The following is a 20266-nucleotide window of genomic DNA, read 5'->3' on the forward strand; positions in this document are numbered from 1 at the left end:
CGGACCTCGGGCGTGGTCCGGCGGTAGTAGCATCATAGCCAGACGAACGGGTGCGGGTTCAGGAGGCGCGGGTTCAGGAAGAGACGCTGCCGTAACCGAGCCGTCGGCCGCCATTGTTGGACGCAGCGGGCAAAGTACCCCCGACAATGCGGGTGGCCGTGACAGTGGTGCCGCTCTTCGTGCCGGAGACTGCGACGGTGTCGCCCGCCTTCAGGTCCGTGGCCTTGATGGTTTGGGGCGATGGCCTCTTGCCTTGCGTGCCGGTTCCAGAGGCGGGGAGCTTGACGATGGTGGTCGACGTTGTGATCGCGAAGCTCTGCGTGAAGCCATCATCGCTCTTCACGGAAATGCTCGTATCGCTGACGGACTGCACTGTACCCCGCTGTGTCACGAGCGTCGTGTAGCTGCCGTCCTTGTTCTTGACCGTGAACTCACCGTGGATCCCCGGTCCTGCGACGCCGCGGGGAAGGACGGGGAACGGCCGGACCTTGCCGGGCGACGGTGCGGCGGGCGACGTAGCCCCGGGCGACGGGGTGGCAGGCGAAGCCGTGCTGGTCGGCGTCGCGCTCACGACGTACTCGGGGATGATCTGGCCGGCAGCCCAGACTGCGGCCACACCACCGCCGCCCAGGACGACGACGATTCCGCCGGCGATGAGGGCCCTGCGAACCCCCGGAGTCATGGTGGACATAGCCGAATCCTTTCTCCGCTCCTCCCCGGTGCGGTAAAGGGGCGGGCAGCAAAGAACTGATGACTCCATGATGAGCCTTGAAGCTGTGTGAGGGCTGTGGATCCTCACCCAACTGGTCCCCACCGCCTCCCTAACCTCGCTTCGCTCGGCCAGGGAACCCGGGCGGCGTGGGCCCCGCAGTTGTTGTCGTTTTGACGGCTCAAAACGACAACAACTGCGACCCGGTTGAGCGAGCCGGGGTGGTCAGCCTTCGACGCCGAGGCGCTCCAGGATCAGCTCGCGCACACGGCCGGCGTCGGCCTGCCCGCGGGTGGCCTTCATGACTCCGCCGACGATCGCACCGATGGCCTGAAGCTTGCCGCCGCGGATCTTCTCCGCGACGTCGGGCTGGGCTGCCAGTGCGGCGTCGATCGCTTCCAGGAGGGGGCCGTCGTCGGACACGACGGCGAGGCCGCGCTTCTCGACGATCTCGGCCGGAGTGCCCTCGCCCGCGAGGACGCCGTCGAGCACCTGGGCAGCCATCTTGTTGTTGATCTTGCCGCCCTCCACGAGCTTGTTGAGCTCCACGATGGTTTCCGGCGTGACGCCGAGTTCGGAGGGGTCGACGTCGGCCGTCTTGGCGCGTCCGACGATCTCGCCCATCCACCACTTGCGGGCCACGGAGGCGCTGGCACCGGCGGCGATGGTTTCCTCGATGGAGTCCATGACACCGGCGTTCACGACGTCGCGGAACTCGAGGTCCGAATAGCCCCAGTCGGCCTGGAGCCGCTTGCGGCGGGCCGCGGGCGGTTCGGGCAGCGTGGCGCGGAGTTCCTCGACCCATTCACGGGACGCGAGGACCGGAACGAGGTCCGGCTCCGGGAAGTAGCGGTAGTCGTCGGCGTCGGACTTGGCCCGGCCCGACGTCGTCGTGCGCGTGTCCTCGTGCCAGTGGCGCGTCTCCTGGATGACCGGCTCGCCGGAGTCCAGGACGGCGGCGTGGCGCTGGATTTCGTAACGGACGGCGTGCTCGACGGCGCGCAGCGAGTTCACGTTCTTCGTCTCCGAACGGATGCCGAAACGTTCGCGGCCGTGCGGGCGCAGCGAGACGTTGGCATCGCAACGGACGTTGCCGCGTTCCATCTTGGCGTCGGAAACACCGAGGTTCTTGACGATTTCGCGCACCGCGGCAACGTAGGCCTTGGCGAGCTCGGGTGCGCGGCTGCCGGCGCCCTCGATCGGCTTGGTGACGATTTCGACCAGCGGAACACCGGAACGGTTGTAGTCCACCAGCGAGTAATCGGCACCCTGGATGCGGCCCGTGGCGCCACCCATGTGGGTCAGCTTGCCGGCGTCCTCTTCCATGTGTGCGCGCTCGATCTCGACGCGGAATACTGTGCCGTCCGAGAGTTCGATGTCCAGGTAGCCGTCGTACGCGATGGGCTCGTCGTACTGGGACGTCTGGAAGTTCTTCGGGGTGTCCGGGTAGAAGTAGTTCTTCCGGGCGAAGCGGCAGTACTCGGCGATCTTGCAGTTCAGGGCAAGGCCGATCTTGATGGAGGATTCCACTGCGGTCTTGTTCACCACGGGCAGGACGCCGGGCATGCCGAGGTCCACCTCGTTGACGTTGGTGTTCGGCTCGTCGCCGAAGACGTTCGGGGCGGAGGAGAACATCTTGGTCTTGGTGTTGAGCTCCACGTGGACCTCGAAGCCAAGGACGGGATCGTACTTCTCCATGGCCTCTTCGAAGCTGAGGATGGCGTCGGTAGACATCAGTTGGAACCTCCGGCGATGGTGGAGCTGGAACCGAGAACGGGTGCCTTCGCGAGCAGCGGGCCGCCCCATTTCTCTTCGAGCAAGGATTCAAGGACAGCGCCCACGCGGTACAGGCGGGCGTCCTCGCGGGCAGGCGCCAGGAGCTGGATACCCACGGGCAAGCCGTCTTCGTCGGCGAGGCCGCCCGGCAGGGACAAACCCGGGATACCGGCCATGTTCGCGGGGATGGTGGCGACGTCGTTGAGGTACATGGCCAGCGGGTCGTCCAGCTTCTCCCCCAGCTTGAAGGCTGTGGTCGGGGCCGTCGGCGATATCAGGACATCGGCCTGCGCAAACGCGGCGTCGAAGTCACGCTGGATGAGCGTGCGGACCTTCTGCGCGGAACCATAGTAGGCGTCGTAGTAGCCGGCGCTCAGGGCGTAGGTGCCCAGGATGATGCGGCGCTTGACCTCATCGCCGAAACCGGCGGCGCGGGTGGCGGCCATGACGCGTTCGATCGTCATGGGACCGTCCTCGGGCAGGACACGCAAGCCGTAGCGCACGCCGTCGAACTTGGCCAGGTTGCTGGAAACCTCGGACGGCATGATCAGGTAGTAGGCGCCCAGCGCGTACTTGAAGTTGGGGCAGGAAACCTCGACGATTTCCGCGCCGGCCTCCTTGAGCAGCTCAAGGGACTCGTTGAACCGGTTCTCGACGCCGGCCTGGTAGCCCTCGCCGTGGAGTTCCTTGATGATGCCGATCTTCATGCCCGTGACGTTGCCCGTCTTGGCTGCGGCAACGAGGGTGTCGAAGGGGTCCGTCAGCGAAGTGGAGTCGAAGGGGTCGTGGCCGCCGATGACTTCCTGCAGGAGTGCCGAGTCCAGCACGGTCCGCGAAACCGGGCCGATCTGGTCCAGCGAAGATGCCATGGCAATGGCGCCATAGCGGGATACCGCACCGTAGGTGGGCTTCATGCCGACCGTGCCGGTGACAGCGCCGGGCTGGCGGATGGATCCGCCGGTGTCCGTGCCGAGGGCCAGCGGAGCTTCGAAAGCCGCGACGGCGGCCGCGGAGCCACCGCCCGAGCCGCCGGGAATGCGGTCCAGGTCCCACGGGTTGCGGGTGGGGCCGTACGCCGAGTGTTCCGTGGAGGAACCCATGGCGAATTCGTCCAGGTTGGTCTTGCCAAGGATGGGCATCTTCGCTGCGCGCAGCTTCTTGATGACGGTGGCGTCGTAGGGGCTGTGCCAGCCCTCGAGGATCTTGGAGCCGGCCGTGGTGGGCTGGCCGATCGTGACGATAAGGTCCTTGACGGCGATGGGTACGCCGGCGAGCTCGTGCAGCGCTTCGGCTTCGGCACCGCCGGCGGCGCGGATCGCGTCCACCTCGGCGGCGACGGCGAGCGCCTCTTCGGCGTTGACGTGCAGGAATGCGTTGACTTGCCCGTCAACGTCGGCAATCCGGTCCAGGTACGCCTGGGTGACCTCGACGGACGTGACCTCGCGCGCGGCCAGCTTGGCGGCCAACTGTGCTGCGGACAGGCGGATGAGTTCGGAGTTGTTCAATTCAGTCATTCGCTTAGTCCTCATCCAGGATTGCCGGAACCTTGAAGCGGCCCTCGAAGGAATCCGGGGCCCCGGACAACGCCTGCTCGGCGGTGAACGTGTGGCCCACGACGTCCTCACGGAACACGTTGCTCAACGGAATCGGGTGGGACGTGGCCGGGACATCGTCCCCGGCGGCTTCGCTCACGGACTTCACCGAATCCACGATGACGGCAAGTTCGCCGGCCATCCTGTCCAGCTCTTCGGCACTCATTTCAATGTGAGCCAGACGCGCAAGATGCGCGACGTCGTCACGGTTGATCGCAGCCATGGATCTCCCCTGCAAAGTTCAATTGGTTTTCCGGACTAGTCTACGTGGCTTGGACGACGAACAACGCGGGGTCACTTACGGCCCATCCGGGGGTCCCGAATGGGCCGTAAGTGACCCCGCGTTGCGTGGTTGCGTTGCTAGCCGATGCCGATGGCTCCGGTCAGCATGCCCACCGCGAGCATGACGACGGAGATGACCGCCGTGCGCCACAGGACCTTCTTGTGGTGGTCTCCCAGTTCCACCTTCGCCAGGGACACCAGCAGCAGGATCGCGGGGACCAACGGGCTCTGGAGGTGGAACGGCTGGCCGGTGATGGAGGCACGGGCCATTTCCGCGCCGCTGATGCCGTAGTGCGCGGCAGTTTCGCTCAGGACCGGCAGGACGCCGAAGTAGAAGGCGTCGTTGCTCATGAAGAACGTCATCGGGATGCTGAGCAGGCCAGTGATGACGGCCATGAACGGACCCATCTCGGCCGGGATGATGTGGACCAGCCATGCAGACATTTCCTTGACCATGCCGGTGCCGTTGAGGACACCCGTGAGGACGGCCGCCGCCATGACCATGCTGACCACGGCCACGATGGACGGCGCGTGGGCCACCGGCTGCGCACCCTGTTCCTTGACCTTCGGGAAGTTCACCAGCAGGGCGATCGCGGAACCCACCATGAAGACGTACGGCAGCGGCACCAGGTTGGCCACGAGCATGACCATCACCGCGACCGTGAGTCCGAGGTTGAACCAGAAGAGCTTCGGGCGCAGGGTCTTGCGGTGGGGGTCGAGTGCGGTGGCGGTCAAACCCGCGTCGGCGAGGTCAACCAAGGTTTCGGTGCGTTCGAGGACCACGACGTCGGAGCTGCCGCCGGAGCCCGAGCTGCCGGAGCCCGAGCCGCCGCGGCGCGTGCCGCCGTCGAACACGTCACCGGCGTCGGCGACGTCACCCCAGATCCCGGGGGCCGTGGCGCGGAGGCGGTTGCGTTCCTGCAGGCCCAAGAGCCAGGAGAACACGAAGACGACGACGAGGCCGGCGATGAGGGACGGCACCATGGGAACAAACACGTCGTTGACGTCGACCTTCAGGGCGGTGGCAGCCCGGGCCGTGGGACCACCCCACGGCAGGATGTTCATGGTTCCGTTGGCCAGGCCGGCCACACAGGTCAGGATCACGGGGCTCATCTTCAAGCGCAGGTACACGGGCAGCATCGCCGCGGTGGTGAGGATGAAGGTGGTGGAGCCGTCGCCATCGAGTGATACTGCGGCGGCGAGGATGGCGGTGCCCAGGACCACTTTTGCGGGGTCGTTGCCAAGCTTGCGGAGGATGAACCTCACCAACGGGTCGAACAGCCCGACGTCGATCATGAGTCCGAAGTACACGATCGCGAACATCAGCAGGGCGGCCGTGGACGTCATGGACTTCATCGAGTCCATGACCATGCTTCCGATGCCGAGGCCGGCACCGGCAAACAGGCCGAAGATGGTGGGAACGATGATCAGCGCCAGAACGGGCGTCAACTTCTTTGTCATGATCAGGACCATGAACACCGCAATCATTGCGAATCCAAGCAATACCAGCACAGCCGGCTCCTTACTACAGTGAACGGCATCACGTCGATGTGATGCGCGATACAGAACGTATAGTGGCTACGCTCAGAGCAAGGCGTTTGTGGGATTTGATCGACATACTGCTGATTGAGAGCATTTTGCTCATTGTGCTCAATGCTTCAATGGAGAGGTAGACGTCGAAGTACAGCGCCGCTGCTGCCCCGCTCCAGCCGGCCGTTCCCCGCCGGAAGGAGGCAGCATGCCAAGGCTTGCCCTGCGGTTCTCGACGCAGACCCTGCTCCTCCAGCTCGGCGTCGTTGTCTTGGTGGTGCTGCTCAGCGGCACCGTCCACGCATGGCTCGTCTACGGCCGGATCGGCACGGAAGCAGAAAACCAGGCACTGACTTTGGCGCGCACCGTGGCCTCGGATCCGGCGATGCGTTCCCAGGTCGAAGCCATCAGCAAAGAGCAGGGAACCCCACCCGCCACGGTTCTCTCGGCCGGCCCCATCCAAGCGGCCGCCGAGGCTGCAAGGAACCGCACCGGGGCTTTGTTCGTGGTGGTCACCGACGAAACCGGCCTGCGGTTGGCGCACCCGGACGTGGTGCGGCTCGGCGAACGGGTCAGCACCGATCCCTCGGACGCCCTCTCCGGGAAGGAAGTCACCACCCGGAATACCGGCACCCTGGGAGCGTCCGCGGGAGCCAAGGTCCCGGTATTCGCCCCGGGTTCCACAACCACCGTGGTGGGCGAAGTCAGCGTCGGCTACTCCATGGAGTCGCTCGGCCAAAGCCTTGCAGAGGACATCGTTCCCATCGCCTTGACCGCGGCGGGTTCCCTCCTGGTCGGCGTCCTGGCGTCCTTCCTCCTCCGCCGCCGTTTGCAACGCCTGACCCTGGGCCTCGAGCCCGAAGAGATCAGCACCCTCGTACACGACCAAGTGGCCGTGCTTCAAGGCGTGGACGACGGCGTGATCGGCATTTCCGCCGATGGCCGCATCACGGTTTTCAATGCCGCGGCGAGGCGGTTGCTGGGCATGCCGGAAGGCTCGGAGACTCCCGGCTCTCCCACAGCGGCGGGCACCGATTGGGAGCGGTCGCCCGTCCCGTCGCAGCTCAAGGCCCTCACCCAACCCTCTGCGCACGACGCCGAAGCCGTGGAAATCGTCGCGGGCGGCCGGGTCTTGGTTGCCAACGCCCGCAAGGCGCTGCACCGCAAAGAGGATCTCGGCTGGGTGGTCATGCTCAGGGACCGCACCGAGCTGCAGCAGCTGACACGCCAGCTCGACGCCGTGGGCACCATGTCCGCCGCGCTCCGGGCCCAGCGCCACGAATTCGCGAACCAGCTCCACACGATCGCCGGCTTCATGAGCATCGGCCAACACGGCCAGGCCAAGGACTATCTCGCCAGGATCTCCGCCACAGGGCCGCTGAAATTTCCCGTGCAGCAAGCCGAGCTCCTCCAGGATCCGTATTTGCAGGCGTTCGTCGGCGCGAAAAGCGTGGAGGCGGACGAGCGAGGGGTGGCATTGCGGATCGGCCCGGAGACCCTGGTGCGGGAGCACGTCACCGAACCGCAGGACGTCACCACGGTGCTTGGCAACCTGATCGACAATGCCGTCAACGCCGCCGTCGACGGCTCTTCGATGCAACGCTGGGTAGAGCTTGAGCTGCTTGACGAACCGGGGCCCGACGGCGGCACGCTGCACATCGTCGTCGCTGACTCCGGCGACGGCCTAGGCAGCGTCGATCCGGAAAAGGTTTTCGTGGAGGGGTTCACGACGGCGGAGCCTGCGGAAGGCGGCATCGCCAGGGCGGGTGGGCAGGGACTCGGCCTCGCGCTAGTCCGGCAGCTCGCCCGCCGCCGCGGTGGTGACGTGCGCGTCTTGGACGCGGGCTCGCCTGGCGGGCCAGGCGCCGTCTTCATGGCCACGATGCCGAAGGTGACCGGCGCGCCGGACGATGCCCCTCGAGCGGTACCCGCACCCGTGGCCCAACGACCCGCAACCGAACCCAAGGAAGGACAGCCGTGAGCGAAGACTTCAGGGTGTTGATCGTCGATGACGATTTCCACGTCGCCAAGCTCCACGCCGCCTATGTGGACTCCGTGGCCGGTTTCCTGGCCCTGGCCCCGGTGGGATCCACGGCGCAGGCGTTGCAATCCGTCCATAGCCTGCGGCCGGACCTCGTGTTGCTGGACGTTTATTTGCCGGACGGTTCGGGCCTGGACCTTCTGGGGCAACTCGACGTGGATGCCATGATGTTGACCGCAGCGTCCGACGCCGTGTCCATCAGGACAGCATTGCGTCGCGGGGCCCTGGCGTATCTGTTGAAACCGTTCACCGCCGAATCGCTGTCGCAGCAATTGCGTTCCTATGCCAGATACCGGCGTCTTCTCGGCCGGCAGCACGCCGTGGACCAGGACACGATCGAACGGGCCAAGCGGGCGCTCATCGCCGGTGACGTCGCGCAGTCGGGAAGGCCGCGTTCCGCGACCGAAGCATCGGTGCTGGAGTCCTTGGCACCGGGGGAACAATACTCGGCCACCGAAGTGGCGGAACGCGTGGGGGTCTCGCGCGCCACGGCGCAACGGTACCTGTCCTCGCTCGCCGACGATGGCGCCGTCGAGATCCAACTGCGCTACGGGAGCACCGGCCGCCCGGAACACCGCTACGGCGTCCCCGCGCGGCTCTCCCCAAACTAGCCCGGAAACCCAAGTAGCCCGCCAACCCAACTGACTCGCAGTAGATGCCGTTATGAGGCGTCAAAACGACACCTACTGCGAGTCAGTTGGGCTGCTTAGGCGCTCTTTTGGGCTACCAGTTCGATTTCGACCAGCATTTCCGGGTCGAGGAACGGCAAGACGTGGACCAGGGAAAGGGTGGGCCGGATCTCGCCGAACACCTCGCCGTGCGCGCGGCCGGCGTCTTCCCACTTGCTGATGTCGGTCAGGTAGAGCTTGGACTGCACGACGTCCTCGTAGTCGAACCCGGCGTCGGCCAGGACCGCGCCCAGTTTTTCGAGGATGTATTTGGTCTGCGAGTAGAAGTCGTCGCCGACGATGCCATCCGGCCCGGACGCCGCCGTGGCCGAAATGAAGAGCGTGTTGTCCACCTGGACCGCACGGGAATATCCAAGGGTCTGTTCCCAGACCGAGCCCGTGCCGAATGTCTTGCGCATGCCGCGCCTTTCTCAGTTTCCGCACCCGGCCCGATAGCCGGGGTTTACGAGGAAACTTTATGGCTGGCGGACATCCTGCCGGTAAACGAACAGTTTTATGTCGGTCCCGGGAACAAACCAATCACGCTCCGGTTCCCTGTCGAATCCGGTCTTGGCGTAAAGGGCGTTGGCGCTTTCCCACGTTGCGCCCGTGGTGAGGGAAACGGCGTTGATGCCATCCATGGAGCGGGCTTGGTCGACGACCGCCTGCACGAGGGCGCGTCCCGCACCCGAGCGCTGAACCTCCGGATCCACTACCAAGGTGCGCATTTCGAGTTCGTCCGGAAGGCCAATGTCCGAAAAATCGCCTCCGGCCTTGGCCGACGTAACGGAACCGATGATCCGGCCATCGCGCTCGGCGACGAAAACGTCGGCGTACCGGGCGCGCCCGGCCACGTCGCGCAGCTTCTCCAAGTAAGGGTGGTCCGGGCTGCCGTAATAGCCAGCGGTCACGTAAGACGCCATCGTGATACGGGCTACGGCGTCGTAGTCTTCGGGCAGGGCGGGACGGACGGTAATCTGCGAATGCACTGATCCATGGTAGTCGGGTCTGCGGGGGCCGGGACGCCAAAGCAGCGTTTCCGTGACCGAACTATCACCCCTGCACCCAACGCCCGCTCAGATACAAGTGAGCGAGCGACGGCGGAACACCCCACATACGTGAGCGAGCGTTTGAACATGTCGAACAGGGTTCCACCAGGCTGGCGCGGCCGAACGCCCAGAACGCCCCGAACGACCAGGACCACCCGTACGCCCAGAACGACCTTAGAGCGGGAACTTGCCCGAGAGCTCGAGGGTTCCCGCGCAGGTCCACGCTTCAAGGCGGTCCGCGTCAGTGGGGCCTCCGTCAAGCGGGCTGGTCAGCCGTGGGCGGCGGACCCAGCATCCTGCTTCCTCGGCGATCAACGCGCCCGCCGCGTAGTCGTGCTCGTTGAGCCCGCGTTCCCCGAAGGCGTCGTGGGTTCCATCGGCCACGAGGCAGAGATCCAACGCTGCGGAGCCGAGCCGGCGAAGATCGGCGAAGCCCTCCATCAGGTTGCCGAGCCCGGCGAACTGTTCGGCCCTCGTGGCGGGATCGTAGCTGAACCCGGAGGCCACGATCAGTCCCGTGCGGCCCAGCAGGGGTCCGCTCAGCTGGCTGCGCTGCCCGTTTTCCTCAAGCCATGCTCCGTGGCCACGTGCCGCAGAGTAGATGCGCCCCAGCGCGGGGGCGTTGACGACGCCGGCCAGCCAGACGCCGTCGGCGTCCGCGACAGCCACGGACGTGGCGTAATAGACGATGTTGCGGATGAAGTTGGTAGTGCCGTCGAGCGGATCGATCGACCATCGGTAGCCGCTCGGCTGATCGGGCCGGGTGGTGCCGTGCTCTTCGCCCGTGATGGTGTCATGCGGGCGGGCAGCCGTAATCGCGGCCCGCACAGCGTTCTCCGCCGCGACGTCGAAGGCCGTCACCCAGTCGCCGGCGTCGCCTTTGTTCACGACGCCGAGGGTTCCCGCCGAGTTGGGCCCGGCCGGCCGGGCGGCGAGTACCTCCGCTCCTGCCGCAGCTGCCGCACGGGCGACCGCGAGAAGGTCCAAGGCATCGGCCGTCATTCGGAGGATTCCGTTTCCGCAGCGGTAGCGGCCGCTAGCGCGACGGCGGCGCCCTCGTCATCCGGTGCGGCGCCAGCGGCAGGTTCCAGGACGCCGTCGAGCAATGCCTTGAATCCGTCCTCGTCCAACACCCGGATGCCGAGCTGCTCTGCTTTGTCCAGCTTGGAGCCCGCGTTCTCGCCGGCCACGACGTAACTGGTGTTCTTGGAAACCGAGCCGGCTGCCTTGCCGCCCCTGATGATGATGGCTTCCTTGGCTTCGTCGCGGCTCAGCGTGGGCAACGAACCCGTCACCACGATGGTGAGGCCTTCCAGGTTCCGCTTGATGCCGGCGTCGCGCTCGTCAACCATGCGCACCCCGGCGGCCGCCCAGCTATCAACGATTTCCTGGTGCCAGTCGACGGCAAACCATTCCTTGAGTGCCGCGGCAATGGTCGGGCCCACCCCGTCGACGTTGGCCAGTTCCTCCTCGGACGCGGCACGGATGGCGTCCATGCTGCCCAGTGCCGTGGCCAGTGCCCGGGACGCCGTGGGGCCAACGTGCCGGATGGACAAGGCAACAAGGACGCGCCACAGTGGTTGCGTCTTGGCCTTCTCAAGCTCCTTGAACAGTTTGTCCGTGGTGGCTGTGGGTTTGGACGGGGTCTTGGCGGTGGCCTTGGAATAGAAGTAGGGCACCAGTTCGAACGTTCCCGTGCCTACGCCCTTGGAGCGCTTCTCGCGGTGGATGCGGACCTCCGCGAGGTCCTCCGGCGTGAGGCTGAACAACGCCGCCTCACTGCGCAGGGGCGGAGTTTCCGGTTCGGCGGGCTGGGTGAGGGCGATGGCTGCTTCCCACCCAAGAGCCTCAATGTCGAAGGCTCCCCTGCTCGCGACGTGGAAGACACGCTCGCGCAGCTGGGACGGGCACGACTTCGCGTTGGGACAACGGATATCGACGTCGCCTTCCTTCGCCGGAGCCAGCGGCGTGTGGCAGGACGGGCATTCCGTGGGCATCACGAACTCACGCACGGGAGGATCCTGTTGATCGCGCAGCGCCAAGACCGGACCGACGATCTCAGGAATGACGTCTCCGGCCTTCCGCAGCACCACGATGTCACCGATCATGACGCCCTTGGCCTTGACCACATCCTGGTTGTGCAGGGTGGCCATTTCCACGGTGGATCCGGCCACCTTGACCGGTTCCATCACCCCGTACGGGGTGACGCGGCCCGTGCGGCCAACGTTGACCTGGATGTCCAGCAGCTTGGTGTGGACTTCCTCCGGCGGGTATTTATAGGCAACGGCCCAACGTGGCACGCGTGAGGTGTAGCCGAGGGCACGCTGCGTGGCGAAGTCGTCGATTTTGACTACGATGCCGTCGATCTCGTGCAGGAGATCGTGCCGGTGTTCGCCGAAGTGCTTGATGAAGTCCAGGACCTCCTCGAACGAGTCCAGGACCTTCAGGTAGGGGCTGACCGGCAGGCCCCATTCCTCGAGCAGCTTGTACGTCTCCGACTGGCTCGTGGTGTCGAGGCCTTCGCGGGCCCCGATGCCGTGGACGAACATCCGCAACGGACGCTTGGCGGTTTCCGCGGGATCCTTTTGGCGCAGGGAGCCGGCGGCGGCGTTGCGGGGATTTGCCAATGGCGCCTTGCCGGCCTCGATCAGCGCTTCGTTGAATTCCGCGAAAGCCGTGGACGGAATGAAGACTTCGCCGCGGATTTCCACCTCGGACGGAAACCCGCTGCCGCTGAGCTGGCGCGGGATCTCCTTGATGGTGAGCACGTTGTGGGTGATGTCCTCACCCGTGGTGCCGTCTCCGCGCGTGGCGGCACGCACCAGCTTGCCGTCGCGGTAGAGCAGGTTCACTGCCAATCCGTCGATCTTGAGTTCCGTCAGCCACGCAATGCGGGAGGCCGCCGTTCCGAGCTTGTCGACCGAAGCCTCGGCCTTGCGGACCCACGCTTCCAGCTCGTCCAGGGAGAAGACATCCTCCAGGCTGTACATCCTCTGCAGGTGCTCGACGGCCGCGAACGCGGCCGAAACCTCGCCGCCCACTTCTTGCGTGGGCGAATCGTTGGACACGAGCTCGGGATGCAGGGCCTCGAGTTCCTCGAGGCGGCGGTAGAGGGAGTCGAACTCGGCGTCCGAAACCGTCGGGGCATCTTCCTGGTAGTACGCATAGCGGTACTTGCGGACGAGGTCTGCGAGGTTTTCGTACTCTTCCCGTACGGCTTCCGTTGGAACTGCGGTTTCGCTCTCTGCTGTGCTCACGTACCTATCTTGCCGCAAAGCCGCGACAAAATAGGGTCCCCGGATGGGAAGAAGGAATCAGTGCGTGAAGCGGTGGCGGCTCCACAACGCGAAGGCAATGCCGCCGGCCGCCACCAAAAGCACGGCGCCCATAATGGCGATCACAGCGAACATGTCCGAACCCGGCCCTTTGGCATTGCTCACCGCGGCAGCCTGGGTGGCCTTGAGCCCGTCCTGGATGGGGGTATTCCAATTGGACGACGCCGACGGCGAGGGGCTGCTCGTCGTCGGGGTGTCCGTCGGGGTCACCGGGCTGGAGTCCACAGGAGCCTCCGACGGCGCCATGCTGGGTTCCGGTTCGACGGTCACCACGGGGACCGGCTCGGGTGCGGCCGGCGCGGGCGCCACCGGGGCGGGTTGAACGGGTACGACGACGGGTGCCGGAACCACCGGCGCGGGCGGAGCCGGCGCCGGAGGTTTTGCAGGTGGAGCCATGTCGGGAGCAGGATCCGGAGCCGGGTCGGGAGCAGGATCCGGTGCGGGGGCCGGGGCCGGGGCAACAGCCGGGCAATCAGTCACGCACGTGGTCTCGGCGTGGGCCGAAAGCATCGGGAAGGCGCACATCACTACAGCCATGGCAATACCCGCGAGGGCAACGGAGAACGGGCGTCGCACGGCGGCACGGGTCGCGCCGCCAGAGCGCGCGGAGGAGCGTTGGGTCATGTTTACCTCTGCAGGACGGCACAGGCCGCCCGGAGTTGGGGTGGTATTGACCGGAATCTTCCTACATAGTCCGGGCGTGTCGCAAATCCCGTTCCCCGAAACCGCCGTCGACGGGAGCCTGTGCGGGCTCCATCGGCGTCGTTCTAAGGGGTCCTGGCATCCACCACAATCGCGGTGACATTGTCCCGCCCGCCACTCAGCAACGCCTCCTTGATGAGGGCATCCACCGCGTCCTGGGGCTTTTCCATAGTGCTCAGGATCCGGAACATGTGCTCGTCGCTCAACTCGCCGGTGAGTCCGTCCGAGCAGACCAGTATGCGGTCGCCGTCCTGGATGGGCAACAACCAGAAGTCCGCTTCGTTTTCGCCGCCCGTCCCGAGGCCCCGGGTCACCACGTGGCGGCGCGGATGCACTGTGGCTTCTTCACGCGTGATCCGTCCGGCCTCCACAAGTTCCTGGACTTCCGAATGGTCCACGCTGATCTGCCTGAATTCGCCCCCGCTCAAGCGATACGTCCGCGAGTCGCCGATGTTCATAACCAGCCAATACGCGACGCCCATATGCTCCGCGACAACCACCCCGGACAGCGTGGTTCCGGCCCGGCCACCCGTGGCCTTCCGGATCTCGGAGTCGGCGGCAAGGATGCACTTCTGCACGACGACGGCCGTCGCCGATCGTACGCCCGCCGCCAATTGCGACATGGTGCCAAGGGTCTGTACGCACAATGCGCTGGCAATCTCGCCTGCCTCATGCCCGCCCATGCCGTCGGCTACCGCGAAGACGGGGTCCACTGCGATGAGCGAATCTTCGTTGAGTTCCCGGCTGAGTCCACGATCCGTCCCGTAGCCACAGGTTACTGTGACTCCCGGCTTGGGGGTGGGCGCTGCGGACTGTGGACTCATCAGTCGAGGACCAGTCCCTTGCCAAGCCCGCGGGCAAGCCGGACAGGAAGAATTTCCCCAAAACCACGAACGTTTTCGGCTGTCTGCGGAACCAGGACGAAGCGTTCGTCCTGGCCCAGCGCTGCTGCCGTCATCTCGTCCACCAGGACCGTGCCGGGTTCAGCCAGGGCCGTCAGGCGGGCCGCCAGGTTGACGGTGGGGCCGTAGATGTCGCCGAGACGGGAAAGGATGCGTCCCCAGACCATGGCCACGCGGGCTTCCGGGAGGATCTCGTCTTCGGTGAATGCCTGGGCGAGCGCCAAGGAAATCTCAGCTCCCGCGGCCGGCGTCTCGGCAATATAGAGGACTTCGTCGCCGACCGTCTTGACGAGGCGGCCGCCACCGATGGAGATGATTTCCGCGCACTTGTTCTCGAAGCGCTGGACCAACTGCGCCAGGGTCTTCTCGTTCATGCGGCGCGACAGGCTCGTGTAGGAGACGAGGTCGGCAAAACCCACGGCGCGTGCCAAGGGCAGCGGTGCGTCGTCTTCGTCCCCTTCGCGGCCGGCCTCGCTGGCCTGTAGACCTGCCTCGGCACGGACGGCCAGGCGCTGCACACCGGCGTTCATCTGGCGGCGCCACGAGTACAACAGGATCTCTTCCATGGCATCCACGAGGTTGGGCAGTTCGTTGACCAACTGTTTGCGTGCAACGGCATCGGGAATGCCTTGCTGCACCACCATGTCTTCGATGAGCGCCTCGACTTGCCACACCACCATGCGGTCGGTCATCTGGCCGATGGCGCGGGTCACGGAAATGGCAGCTTCTTCGGTGAGCTTTCCGGCGCGGACAAGGTCAAGGATGGTGGACAGCGCCCCGAGGTCGCGCTCGGTGAACGCCACGTCCTGGTCGCCGAAATTGGGGAAACCCAGCGCCCGCCAGAGTTTGCGGGCTGACAAAAGCGAGACGCCTGCGCCGGCCGCCACTTCGCGTCGACGGAGTTTGCGTTCGCCGCCCAAAAGCCTGGTTTCAAGGGCTTTGATGGCCACCCGTTCCGCAGACAGGGCGCCGGTGGGAGGGGAAACGACGGGGAGGACCCCCGTTGCCGCTTGGTCCACGGAAGGTTCGGGCACGGCGTCGGGCTCGTGGTCCATGTACTCAGGCTCCTGCTCGTCAACGCTCATCTCTTCCACCTTCTCTCATATCCCAGGGCAACGCGGCATCCGGGTACTCAGCAAAACTGTCAAAATCGCCGGATCCCGGCACCGGGCCGGAGCCGAATCCGACACTCGTCGGAAGCTCGGCCATGGCATCCATGATGAAACTCCGGAACTTGCCGACCTCCGGAACATCCGCGAGGACCGCCTCGCCGGGGTGCCCGGTATCCAAGGATATATTCCCGGAGCGCAATATCCGTTGGAGCAGCGATTGTTTGATGCCCACCCCGCGCACCGCGGCCAACGGCACTTGCCAGTCGCCGCGGCGAAGCATTCCAAAACGGGCAACTATCCGGCCGCTCGTGAGGATGTACCGGATGCCGCGCCAGCGGATGAATCGCGGGAGGCTGTAGCCGAGCAGCACGATTGCCACGATCACCAGGCACGCCATGACCAACCATTGGGTCCAGTCGCTTGTGATGACCGGCAGCAGCTTGCCCGGCCCGCCCTTGACTATCCAGGCACAGGCGAACGCTGCCGCGGCAGGGACCAGGATGAAGGCCAGGACGGGACCAAAGAGCATCCTGGGCTGCTGCCGCGTGATCACGATGACTTGCTCCCCACGCAGGAGCTCTTTACGCATAACCGCTTTCGGTAGCCCTCAGGTGGACGACGTCACCGGCGGTCACGACGTGCTCGCGACCACCGTGGTCCACCACCAAAAGGGAACCATACTCATCCAATCTGGACGCATGCCCCACCAACTCGTGGTCGCCGGGCAAATGAGCCTTCACCTCGCGTCCCAAGGTGACCATGACGGCTTCCACCCGCTTGTGCAGGGAAGCGCCGCCGGCCAATCCCGCTGTAGGGTCGCCGTCGGCATTGCAGAAGCTGCGGTAGAGCGTCCCGAAGCGGGATAAGTAGTTCCGCAATAGAACGGTGCGGTCCGTGGTGCTTGCACCCTCAAGCAAGAGGGAGGTGGCGGTCGGGACAGGCAATTCATTCTCGCCGAGCGTCACGTTGAGGCCGGTCCCCAGAATCACGGCTGGAACAGACCCGTCCCCCATCGGCCCCATCTGGGCCAGGATGCCGGCAATCTTCTTGCCTCGGACGAGGACATCGTTGGGCCACTTGATCTCGGCGGGCAGGCCTGCGGTTTCCAGGAGGGTCTCCTGCAAGGCCAGCGCGCCCAGGAGGGACAGCCAGGAGTAGCTCTGCGTGGGCACGGGCAGGCCTTGCGCATTGACGGGACGCAGGACGATCGAAACGGAAATCGCCGAACGTTCGGGAGACTCCCAGTGACGGTCGAGACGGCCCCGGGCCGCCGTCTGGTGCTCGGCGGTGAGGACCGCGAGATCGGCCCATTCCTTCGGCTCCGTGGTGACGGCGCGCAGCAGATCAGCGTTCGTGGAGCCGGTGGTCTCCACGATCTGCAATTGCGAAATGCCGGCGGCCGCGAGGAAGTCGGGGTGGAGCAGGGCATCACGGTCCAGGCCCGGGCGCGGGGCACGTGGTTCGCTGCTGGCAGGCTGTTCGACGTCCATAGACAGAATCCTATCCAGCCAGGCCGGTCCCGGAAGAAGTTGTCCGCTCAGAGGAAGATATCCGGCACCAGCTTCTCCTCCGCGGCCCCCAGACTGTAGGGCCTGAAGTCCGAAACACCCGCAGCCCTGAGCACTTCTTCGTCGGTGTAGAAATTGCCTGTATTAATAGCCGAACCGTTGCCCAGGTTTGCTCCGGTCAGGACTGCGTGGGCAGCGTCGGCAATGATGTCCGATCCCCTGGCGGCTTGCACGATCTGCGCTCCGCCCGGCATGTTCCGGATGGCAGCGGTGTCGATCAGCGTGCAGGGCCACAGCGAGTTGACGGACACGCCGTCGTTCTTGAGTTCTTCGGCCAGGCCCAGCGTGGTGAGGCTCATGCCGTACTTGGCCATGGTGTACGCCAAGTGCATGCCGGCCCATTTAGGGTCGAGGTTCAGCGGCGGCGAGAGCGTCAGGATATGGGCGTTGCCCGATTTCCGCAGGGCCGGGAGCGCGAGTTTGGACAGCAGGAAGGTGCCGCGGACGTTGATGTCCTGCATGAGGTCATAGCGTTTCATGTCGATCGCGTCAGTGCGGGAGAGATCTATCGCCGAGGCGTTGTTGACCACGACGTCGATTCCGCCAAAGCGTTCGACGGCGGCGGCAACCGCCGCGGCGACGTCGCCGTCGTTGCGGACGTCCCCTACGAGAGGCAGTGCCTGGCCGCCGGCTGCTTCCAGTTGTTCAGCGGCAGTGAAGACCGTTCCCTGCAGCTTGGGATGCGGTTCTCCGGTCTTGGCCATGATGACGATGTTGGCGCCGTCGCGGGCCGCGCGGGTGGCGATTGCCAGGCCGATGCCGCGGCTCCCGCCGGACATCAGGATGGTGCGGCCCTTCAGTGATCCACGCGCCCGGTAGGGAAGGGCAGGGCTTGCAGAAGCATCGTTGCTTGAGGTCATGAGGACACTGTAGCCCAACGATGTTACCGGTGAGTAACATTGCTTGATGCTCGACTTGAAGTCGGAAAATTGTAGGGTTTCTACAGCGGTCTGTGGCTTTTGCCTCATTAGACTAGCCAACAGGGCCCGCACTTTGTACGGATGCTACTTAAGAGCGCATGCCTAACAAAGCAGTGCCAGCGTAAATCAGCTACAGAGCCGGAGACATTTGATGAGCCACGATCTGACAACGACAGCGGGAAAGATTGCCGACTTCCGCGACCGCCAGGCCCGTGCAGAACAACCTTCCGGCCCCGAATCCATCGAGAAGCAGCATGCCCGCGGCAAGAACACCGCCCGCGAACGCATCGACATGCTGCTCGACGAAGACTCCTTCGTCGAGTTCGACGCCTTGGCAGTCCACCGCTCCACCGCGTTCGGCATGGAGAAGAAGAAGCCCCTTGGCGACGGCGTCGTCTCTGGCTACGGCACCGTGGACGGCCGCCTCGTGGCCATCTACAGCCAGGAATTCAGCGTCTACGGCGGCTCCCTGAGCCAGGTCAACGGCGAAAAGATCGTCAAGGTCCAGGAATTCGCCCTCCGCAACGGCTGCCCGATGGTGGGCATCAACGACGGCGGCGGCGCGCGCATCCAGGAAGGCGTCGCCTCGCTGGCCATGTTCGCGGATATCTTCCGCAACAACGTCCACTCCTCCGGCGTCGTCCCGCAGATTTCCCTCATCATGGGCCCGTGCGCCGGCGGCGCGGCCTACTCCCCCGCCCTCACCGACTACGTGGTGATGGTGGACAAGACCTCCCACATGTTCATCACCGGCCCGGACGTCATTAAGACCGTCACCGGCGAAGACGTGGACATGGAAACCCTCGGCGGGGCGCGCCAACACAACGCCACCACCGGCACCTCCACCTACCTCGCCAGCGACGAAGCCGACGCGATCGAATTCGTCCGCGAGCTCCTGGACTTCCTGCCGTCCAACAACCTGTCCGAGGCCCCCGTCCTGGAACACGAGCAGGAGCTTGAGCTCGACGACGACGACCTCGCCCTGGACACGCTGATCCCGGACTCGGCCAACCAGCCCTACGACATGCGCAAGGTCATCGAGCAGATCGTTGATGACGCCCATTTCCTCGAAATGCAGTCGCTCTACGCCCCCAACGTGATCATCGGCTACGGCCGGGTTGAAGGCCACACGGTCGGGATCGTGGCCAACCAGCCGATGCAGTTCGCCGGCACGCTGGACATCTCCGCTTCGGAGAAGGCCGCCCGCTTCGTCCGCCACTGCGATGCCTTCAACGTCCCCATCATCACTTTGGTGGACGTCCCCGGCTTCCTGCCCGGCAAGGACCAGGAATTCCAGGGCATCATCCGCCGCGGAGCCAAGCTGCTTTACGCCTACGCCGAGGCCACCGTGCCCAAGCTGACGGTCATCACCCGCAAGGCCTACGGCGGAGCGTACATCGTGATGGGTTCCAAGAAGCTTGGAGCCGACCTCAACCTGGCGTGGCCTACGGCCCAGATCGGTGTCATGGGTGCCCAGGGTGCGGTCAACATCCTGTACCGCCGCGATCTTGCCGCTGTCGCCGAGGCCGGCGGCGACGTCGAAGCCAAGCGAGCCGAGATCATCCGCCAGTACGAGGAAGAACTCCTCAACCCCTACCAGGCGGCCGAGCTTGGCTACGTCGACGCCGTCATCGCACCGTCAGAGACCCGCATCCAGATCACCAAGGGCCTCCGCGCCCTGCGCGACAAGCGCGCCAGCCTGCCCACCAAGAAGCACGGAAACATCCCCCTGTGAGCGCCGAACAGCATCTTCCTGGCTCCGGTCCCGATTCCACGGACACGGCGCCCGCCGAGCCGTTGCTTTCGGTGGTCAAGGGAGACCCGACGCCGGAAGAGCTCGCGGCGCTTGCCGCCGTCGTCGCCTCCTTCGGATCGCACGAGGAAGCCGAAGCTCCAAAGCCGAGCACCCGCCACTGGCTGCGACGCCAGCAACTGCGTATGGACCCCACGCCGGGACCAGGCGCCTGGAAACGCAGCCGGGGCTAAGTTCCGTGGTAACCCAACCAGCTCGCATTTAATGTCGTTTTGAAGGCCCGGAACGACATTAAATGCCAGTCAGTTGGGTTGGCCTTCGGATCTT

19 protein-coding genes are annotated in these 20266 nt (G+C 65.3%); 4 read left to right on the forward strand and 15 right to left on the reverse strand.

Going from position 1 to position 20266, the window contains the following annotated elements; all coding sequences use genetic code 11:
• Nucleotides 1–73: 73 nt before the first annotated feature.
• The 5 genes from KNN17_RS06110 to KNN17_RS06130 form a co-directional block, all read right to left on the reverse strand.
• Complete coding sequence (locus KNN17_RS06110) at nucleotides 74–691, reverse strand: hypothetical protein (protein ID WP_241707921.1); 618 nt, start codon at nucleotides 689–691, stop codon at nucleotides 74–76.
• A 243-nt stretch (nucleotides 692–934) separates the two neighbouring features.
• Complete coding sequence (gatB, locus tag KNN17_RS06115) at nucleotides 935–2443, reverse strand: Asp-tRNA(Asn)/Glu-tRNA(Gln) amidotransferase subunit GatB (RefSeq protein WP_078105820.1); 1509 nt, start codon at nucleotides 2441–2443, stop codon at nucleotides 935–937.
• Complete coding sequence (gene gatA, locus KNN17_RS06120; RefSeq protein WP_241707922.1) at nucleotides 2443–3999, reverse strand: Asp-tRNA(Asn)/Glu-tRNA(Gln) amidotransferase subunit GatA; 1557 nt, start codon at nucleotides 3997–3999, stop codon at nucleotides 2443–2445. The genes gatB and gatA overlap by 1 nt, the downstream gene beginning before the upstream one ends.
• 4 nt (nucleotides 4000–4003) lie before the next feature.
• Nucleotides 4004–4300 (reverse strand): Asp-tRNA(Asn)/Glu-tRNA(Gln) amidotransferase subunit GatC, encoded by a 297-nt coding sequence (gene gatC, locus KNN17_RS06125; protein WP_078105822.1) that lies wholly within the window; start codon nucleotides 4298–4300, stop codon nucleotides 4004–4006.
• A gap of 137 nt (nucleotides 4301–4437) precedes the next feature.
• Entirely contained in the window at nucleotides 4438–5871 is a 1434-nt protein-coding gene (locus tag KNN17_RS06130; RefSeq protein WP_241707923.1) for a CitMHS family transporter, read from the reverse strand.
• A gap of 226 nt (nucleotides 5872–6097) precedes the next feature.
• Here KNN17_RS06130 and KNN17_RS06135 point away from each other — a divergent pair, with 226 nt between their 5' ends.
• Nucleotides 6098–7870, forward strand: a complete 1773-nt coding sequence (locus KNN17_RS06135) for a sensor histidine kinase (protein ID WP_241707924.1) — start codon at nucleotides 6098–6100, stop codon at nucleotides 7868–7870.
• A complete protein-coding gene (locus KNN17_RS06140; RefSeq protein ID WP_241707925.1) occupies nucleotides 7867–8541 on the forward strand; it encodes a response regulator in 675 nt (224 codons plus the stop codon). The genes KNN17_RS06135 and KNN17_RS06140 overlap by 4 nt, the downstream gene beginning before the upstream one ends.
• Before the next feature lie 95 nt (nucleotides 8542–8636).
• Here KNN17_RS06140 and KNN17_RS06145 read toward each other — a convergent pair whose 3' ends face one another.
• From KNN17_RS06145 to KNN17_RS06190, 10 genes are all read right to left on the reverse strand, one after another.
• Nucleotides 8637–9017 (reverse strand): RidA family protein, encoded by a 381-nt coding sequence (locus KNN17_RS06145; RefSeq protein WP_078105825.1) that lies wholly within the window; start codon nucleotides 9015–9017, stop codon nucleotides 8637–8639.
• Nucleotides 9018–9074: 57 nt separating this feature from the next.
• Nucleotides 9075–9587, reverse strand: a complete 513-nt coding sequence (locus KNN17_RS06150; RefSeq protein WP_241707926.1) for a GNAT family N-acetyltransferase — start codon at nucleotides 9585–9587, stop codon at nucleotides 9075–9077.
• A 234-nt stretch (nucleotides 9588–9821) separates the two neighbouring features.
• The gene (locus KNN17_RS06155) at nucleotides 9822–10649 is read right to left on the reverse strand and encodes an inositol monophosphatase family protein (RefSeq protein WP_241707927.1); all 828 of its coding nucleotides are present in this window, start codon (nucleotides 10647–10649) and stop codon (nucleotides 9822–9824) included.
• Nucleotides 10646–12922 (reverse strand): NAD-dependent DNA ligase LigA, encoded by a 2277-nt coding sequence (gene ligA / locus KNN17_RS06160; protein WP_242598578.1) that lies wholly within the window; start codon nucleotides 12920–12922, stop codon nucleotides 10646–10648. Before ligA ends, KNN17_RS06155 begins: the two co-directional genes overlap by 4 nt.
• A 39-nt stretch (nucleotides 12923–12961) precedes the next feature.
• Nucleotides 12962–13606: a hypothetical protein gene (locus KNN17_RS06165; RefSeq protein WP_241707929.1), complete on the reverse strand. Its 645-nt coding sequence runs from the start codon at nucleotides 13604–13606 to the stop codon at nucleotides 12962–12964.
• A 143-nt stretch (nucleotides 13607–13749) separates the two neighbouring features.
• Nucleotides 13750–14508, reverse strand: coding sequence for a PP2C family protein-serine/threonine phosphatase (locus tag KNN17_RS06170; RefSeq protein ID WP_372489631.1), 759 nt, complete (start codon nucleotides 14506–14508; stop codon nucleotides 13750–13752).
• Complete coding sequence (locus KNN17_RS06175; protein ID WP_078105831.1) at nucleotides 14508–15671, reverse strand: adenylate/guanylate cyclase domain-containing protein; 1164 nt, start codon at nucleotides 15669–15671, stop codon at nucleotides 14508–14510. The genes KNN17_RS06170 and KNN17_RS06175 overlap by 1 nt, the downstream gene beginning before the upstream one ends.
• Complete coding sequence (locus KNN17_RS06180) at nucleotides 15661–16287, reverse strand: PH domain-containing protein (RefSeq protein WP_241707930.1); 627 nt, start codon at nucleotides 16285–16287, stop codon at nucleotides 15661–15663. The genes KNN17_RS06175 and KNN17_RS06180 overlap by 11 nt, the downstream gene beginning before the upstream one ends.
• Nucleotides 16280–17188, reverse strand: coding sequence for a biotin--[acetyl-CoA-carboxylase] ligase (locus KNN17_RS06185; RefSeq protein ID WP_241707931.1), 909 nt, complete (start codon nucleotides 17186–17188; stop codon nucleotides 16280–16282). The genes KNN17_RS06180 and KNN17_RS06185 overlap by 8 nt, the downstream gene beginning before the upstream one ends.
• Before the next feature lie 47 nt (nucleotides 17189–17235).
• Nucleotides 17236–18126 (reverse strand): SDR family oxidoreductase, encoded by an 891-nt coding sequence (locus KNN17_RS06190; RefSeq protein ID WP_241707932.1) that lies wholly within the window; start codon nucleotides 18124–18126, stop codon nucleotides 17236–17238.
• 211 nt (nucleotides 18127–18337) lie between these two features.
• Between KNN17_RS06190 and KNN17_RS06195 the strand changes: the two genes are divergently transcribed.
• Entirely contained in the window at nucleotides 18338–19921 is a 1584-nt protein-coding gene (locus KNN17_RS06195; RefSeq protein WP_241707933.1) for an acyl-CoA carboxylase subunit beta, read from the forward strand.
• Nucleotides 19918–20172 (forward strand): acyl-CoA carboxylase epsilon subunit, encoded by a 255-nt coding sequence (locus KNN17_RS06200; RefSeq protein WP_241707934.1) that lies wholly within the window; start codon nucleotides 19918–19920, stop codon nucleotides 20170–20172. Before KNN17_RS06195 ends, KNN17_RS06200 begins: the two co-directional genes overlap by 4 nt.
• Nucleotides 20173–20266 lie beyond the last annotated feature (94 nt).

This window comes from Arthrobacter bambusae (genome assembly GCF_022606295.1).
In the GTDB taxonomy this organism is placed as follows: domain Bacteria; phylum Actinomycetota; class Actinomycetes; order Actinomycetales; family Micrococcaceae; genus Arthrobacter; species Arthrobacter bambusae_A.

Bases quoted from the DNA above. Each gene is read 5' to 3' on its own strand.
- KNN17_RS06175 (WP_078105831.1), bottom strand. From the start codon at position 15,671: ATGAGCGTTGACGAGCAGGAGCCTGAGTACATGGACCACGAGCCCGAC.
- KNN17_RS06185 (WP_241707931.1), bottom strand. From the start codon at position 17,188: ATGGACGTCGAACAGCCTGCCAGCAGCGAACCACGTGCCCCGCGCCCG.
- KNN17_RS06135 (WP_241707924.1), top strand. From the start codon at position 6,098: ATGCCAAGGCTTGCCCTGCGGTTCTCGACGCAGACCCTGCTCCTCCAG.
- KNN17_RS06190 (WP_241707932.1), bottom strand. From the start codon at position 18,126: ATGACCTCAAGCAACGATGCTTCTGCAAGCCCTGCCCTTCCCTACCGG.
- KNN17_RS06145 (WP_078105825.1), bottom strand. From the start codon at position 9,017: ATGCGCAAGACATTCGGCACGGGCTCGGTCTGGGAACAGACCCTTGGA.
- gatC (WP_078105822.1), bottom strand. From the start codon at position 4,300: ATGGCTGCGATCAACCGTGACGACGTCGCGCATCTTGCGCGTCTGGCT.
- KNN17_RS06170 (WP_372489631.1), bottom strand. From the start codon at position 14,508: ATGAGTCCACAGTCCGCAGCGCCCACCCCCAAGCCGGGAGTCACAGTA.
- KNN17_RS06180 (WP_241707930.1), bottom strand. From the start codon at position 16,287: ATGCGTAAAGAGCTCCTGCGTGGGGAGCAAGTCATCGTGATCACGCGG.
- gatB (WP_078105820.1), bottom strand. From the start codon at position 2,443: ATGTCTACCGACGCCATCCTCAGCTTCGAAGAGGCCATGGAGAAGTAC.
- KNN17_RS06195 (WP_241707933.1), top strand. From the start codon at position 18,338: ATGAGCCACGATCTGACAACGACAGCGGGAAAGATTGCCGACTTCCGC.
- KNN17_RS06165 (WP_241707929.1), bottom strand. From the start codon at position 13,606: ATGACCCAACGCTCCTCCGCGCGCTCTGGCGGCGCGACCCGTGCCGCC.
- gatA (WP_241707922.1), bottom strand. From the start codon at position 3,999: ATGACTGAATTGAACAACTCCGAACTCATCCGCCTGTCCGCAGCACAG.
- KNN17_RS06155 (WP_241707927.1), bottom strand. From the start codon at position 10,649: ATGACGGCCGATGCCTTGGACCTTCTCGCGGTCGCCCGTGCGGCAGCT.
- KNN17_RS06110 (WP_241707921.1), bottom strand. From the start codon at position 691: ATGTCCACCATGACTCCGGGGGTTCGCAGGGCCCTCATCGCCGGCGGA.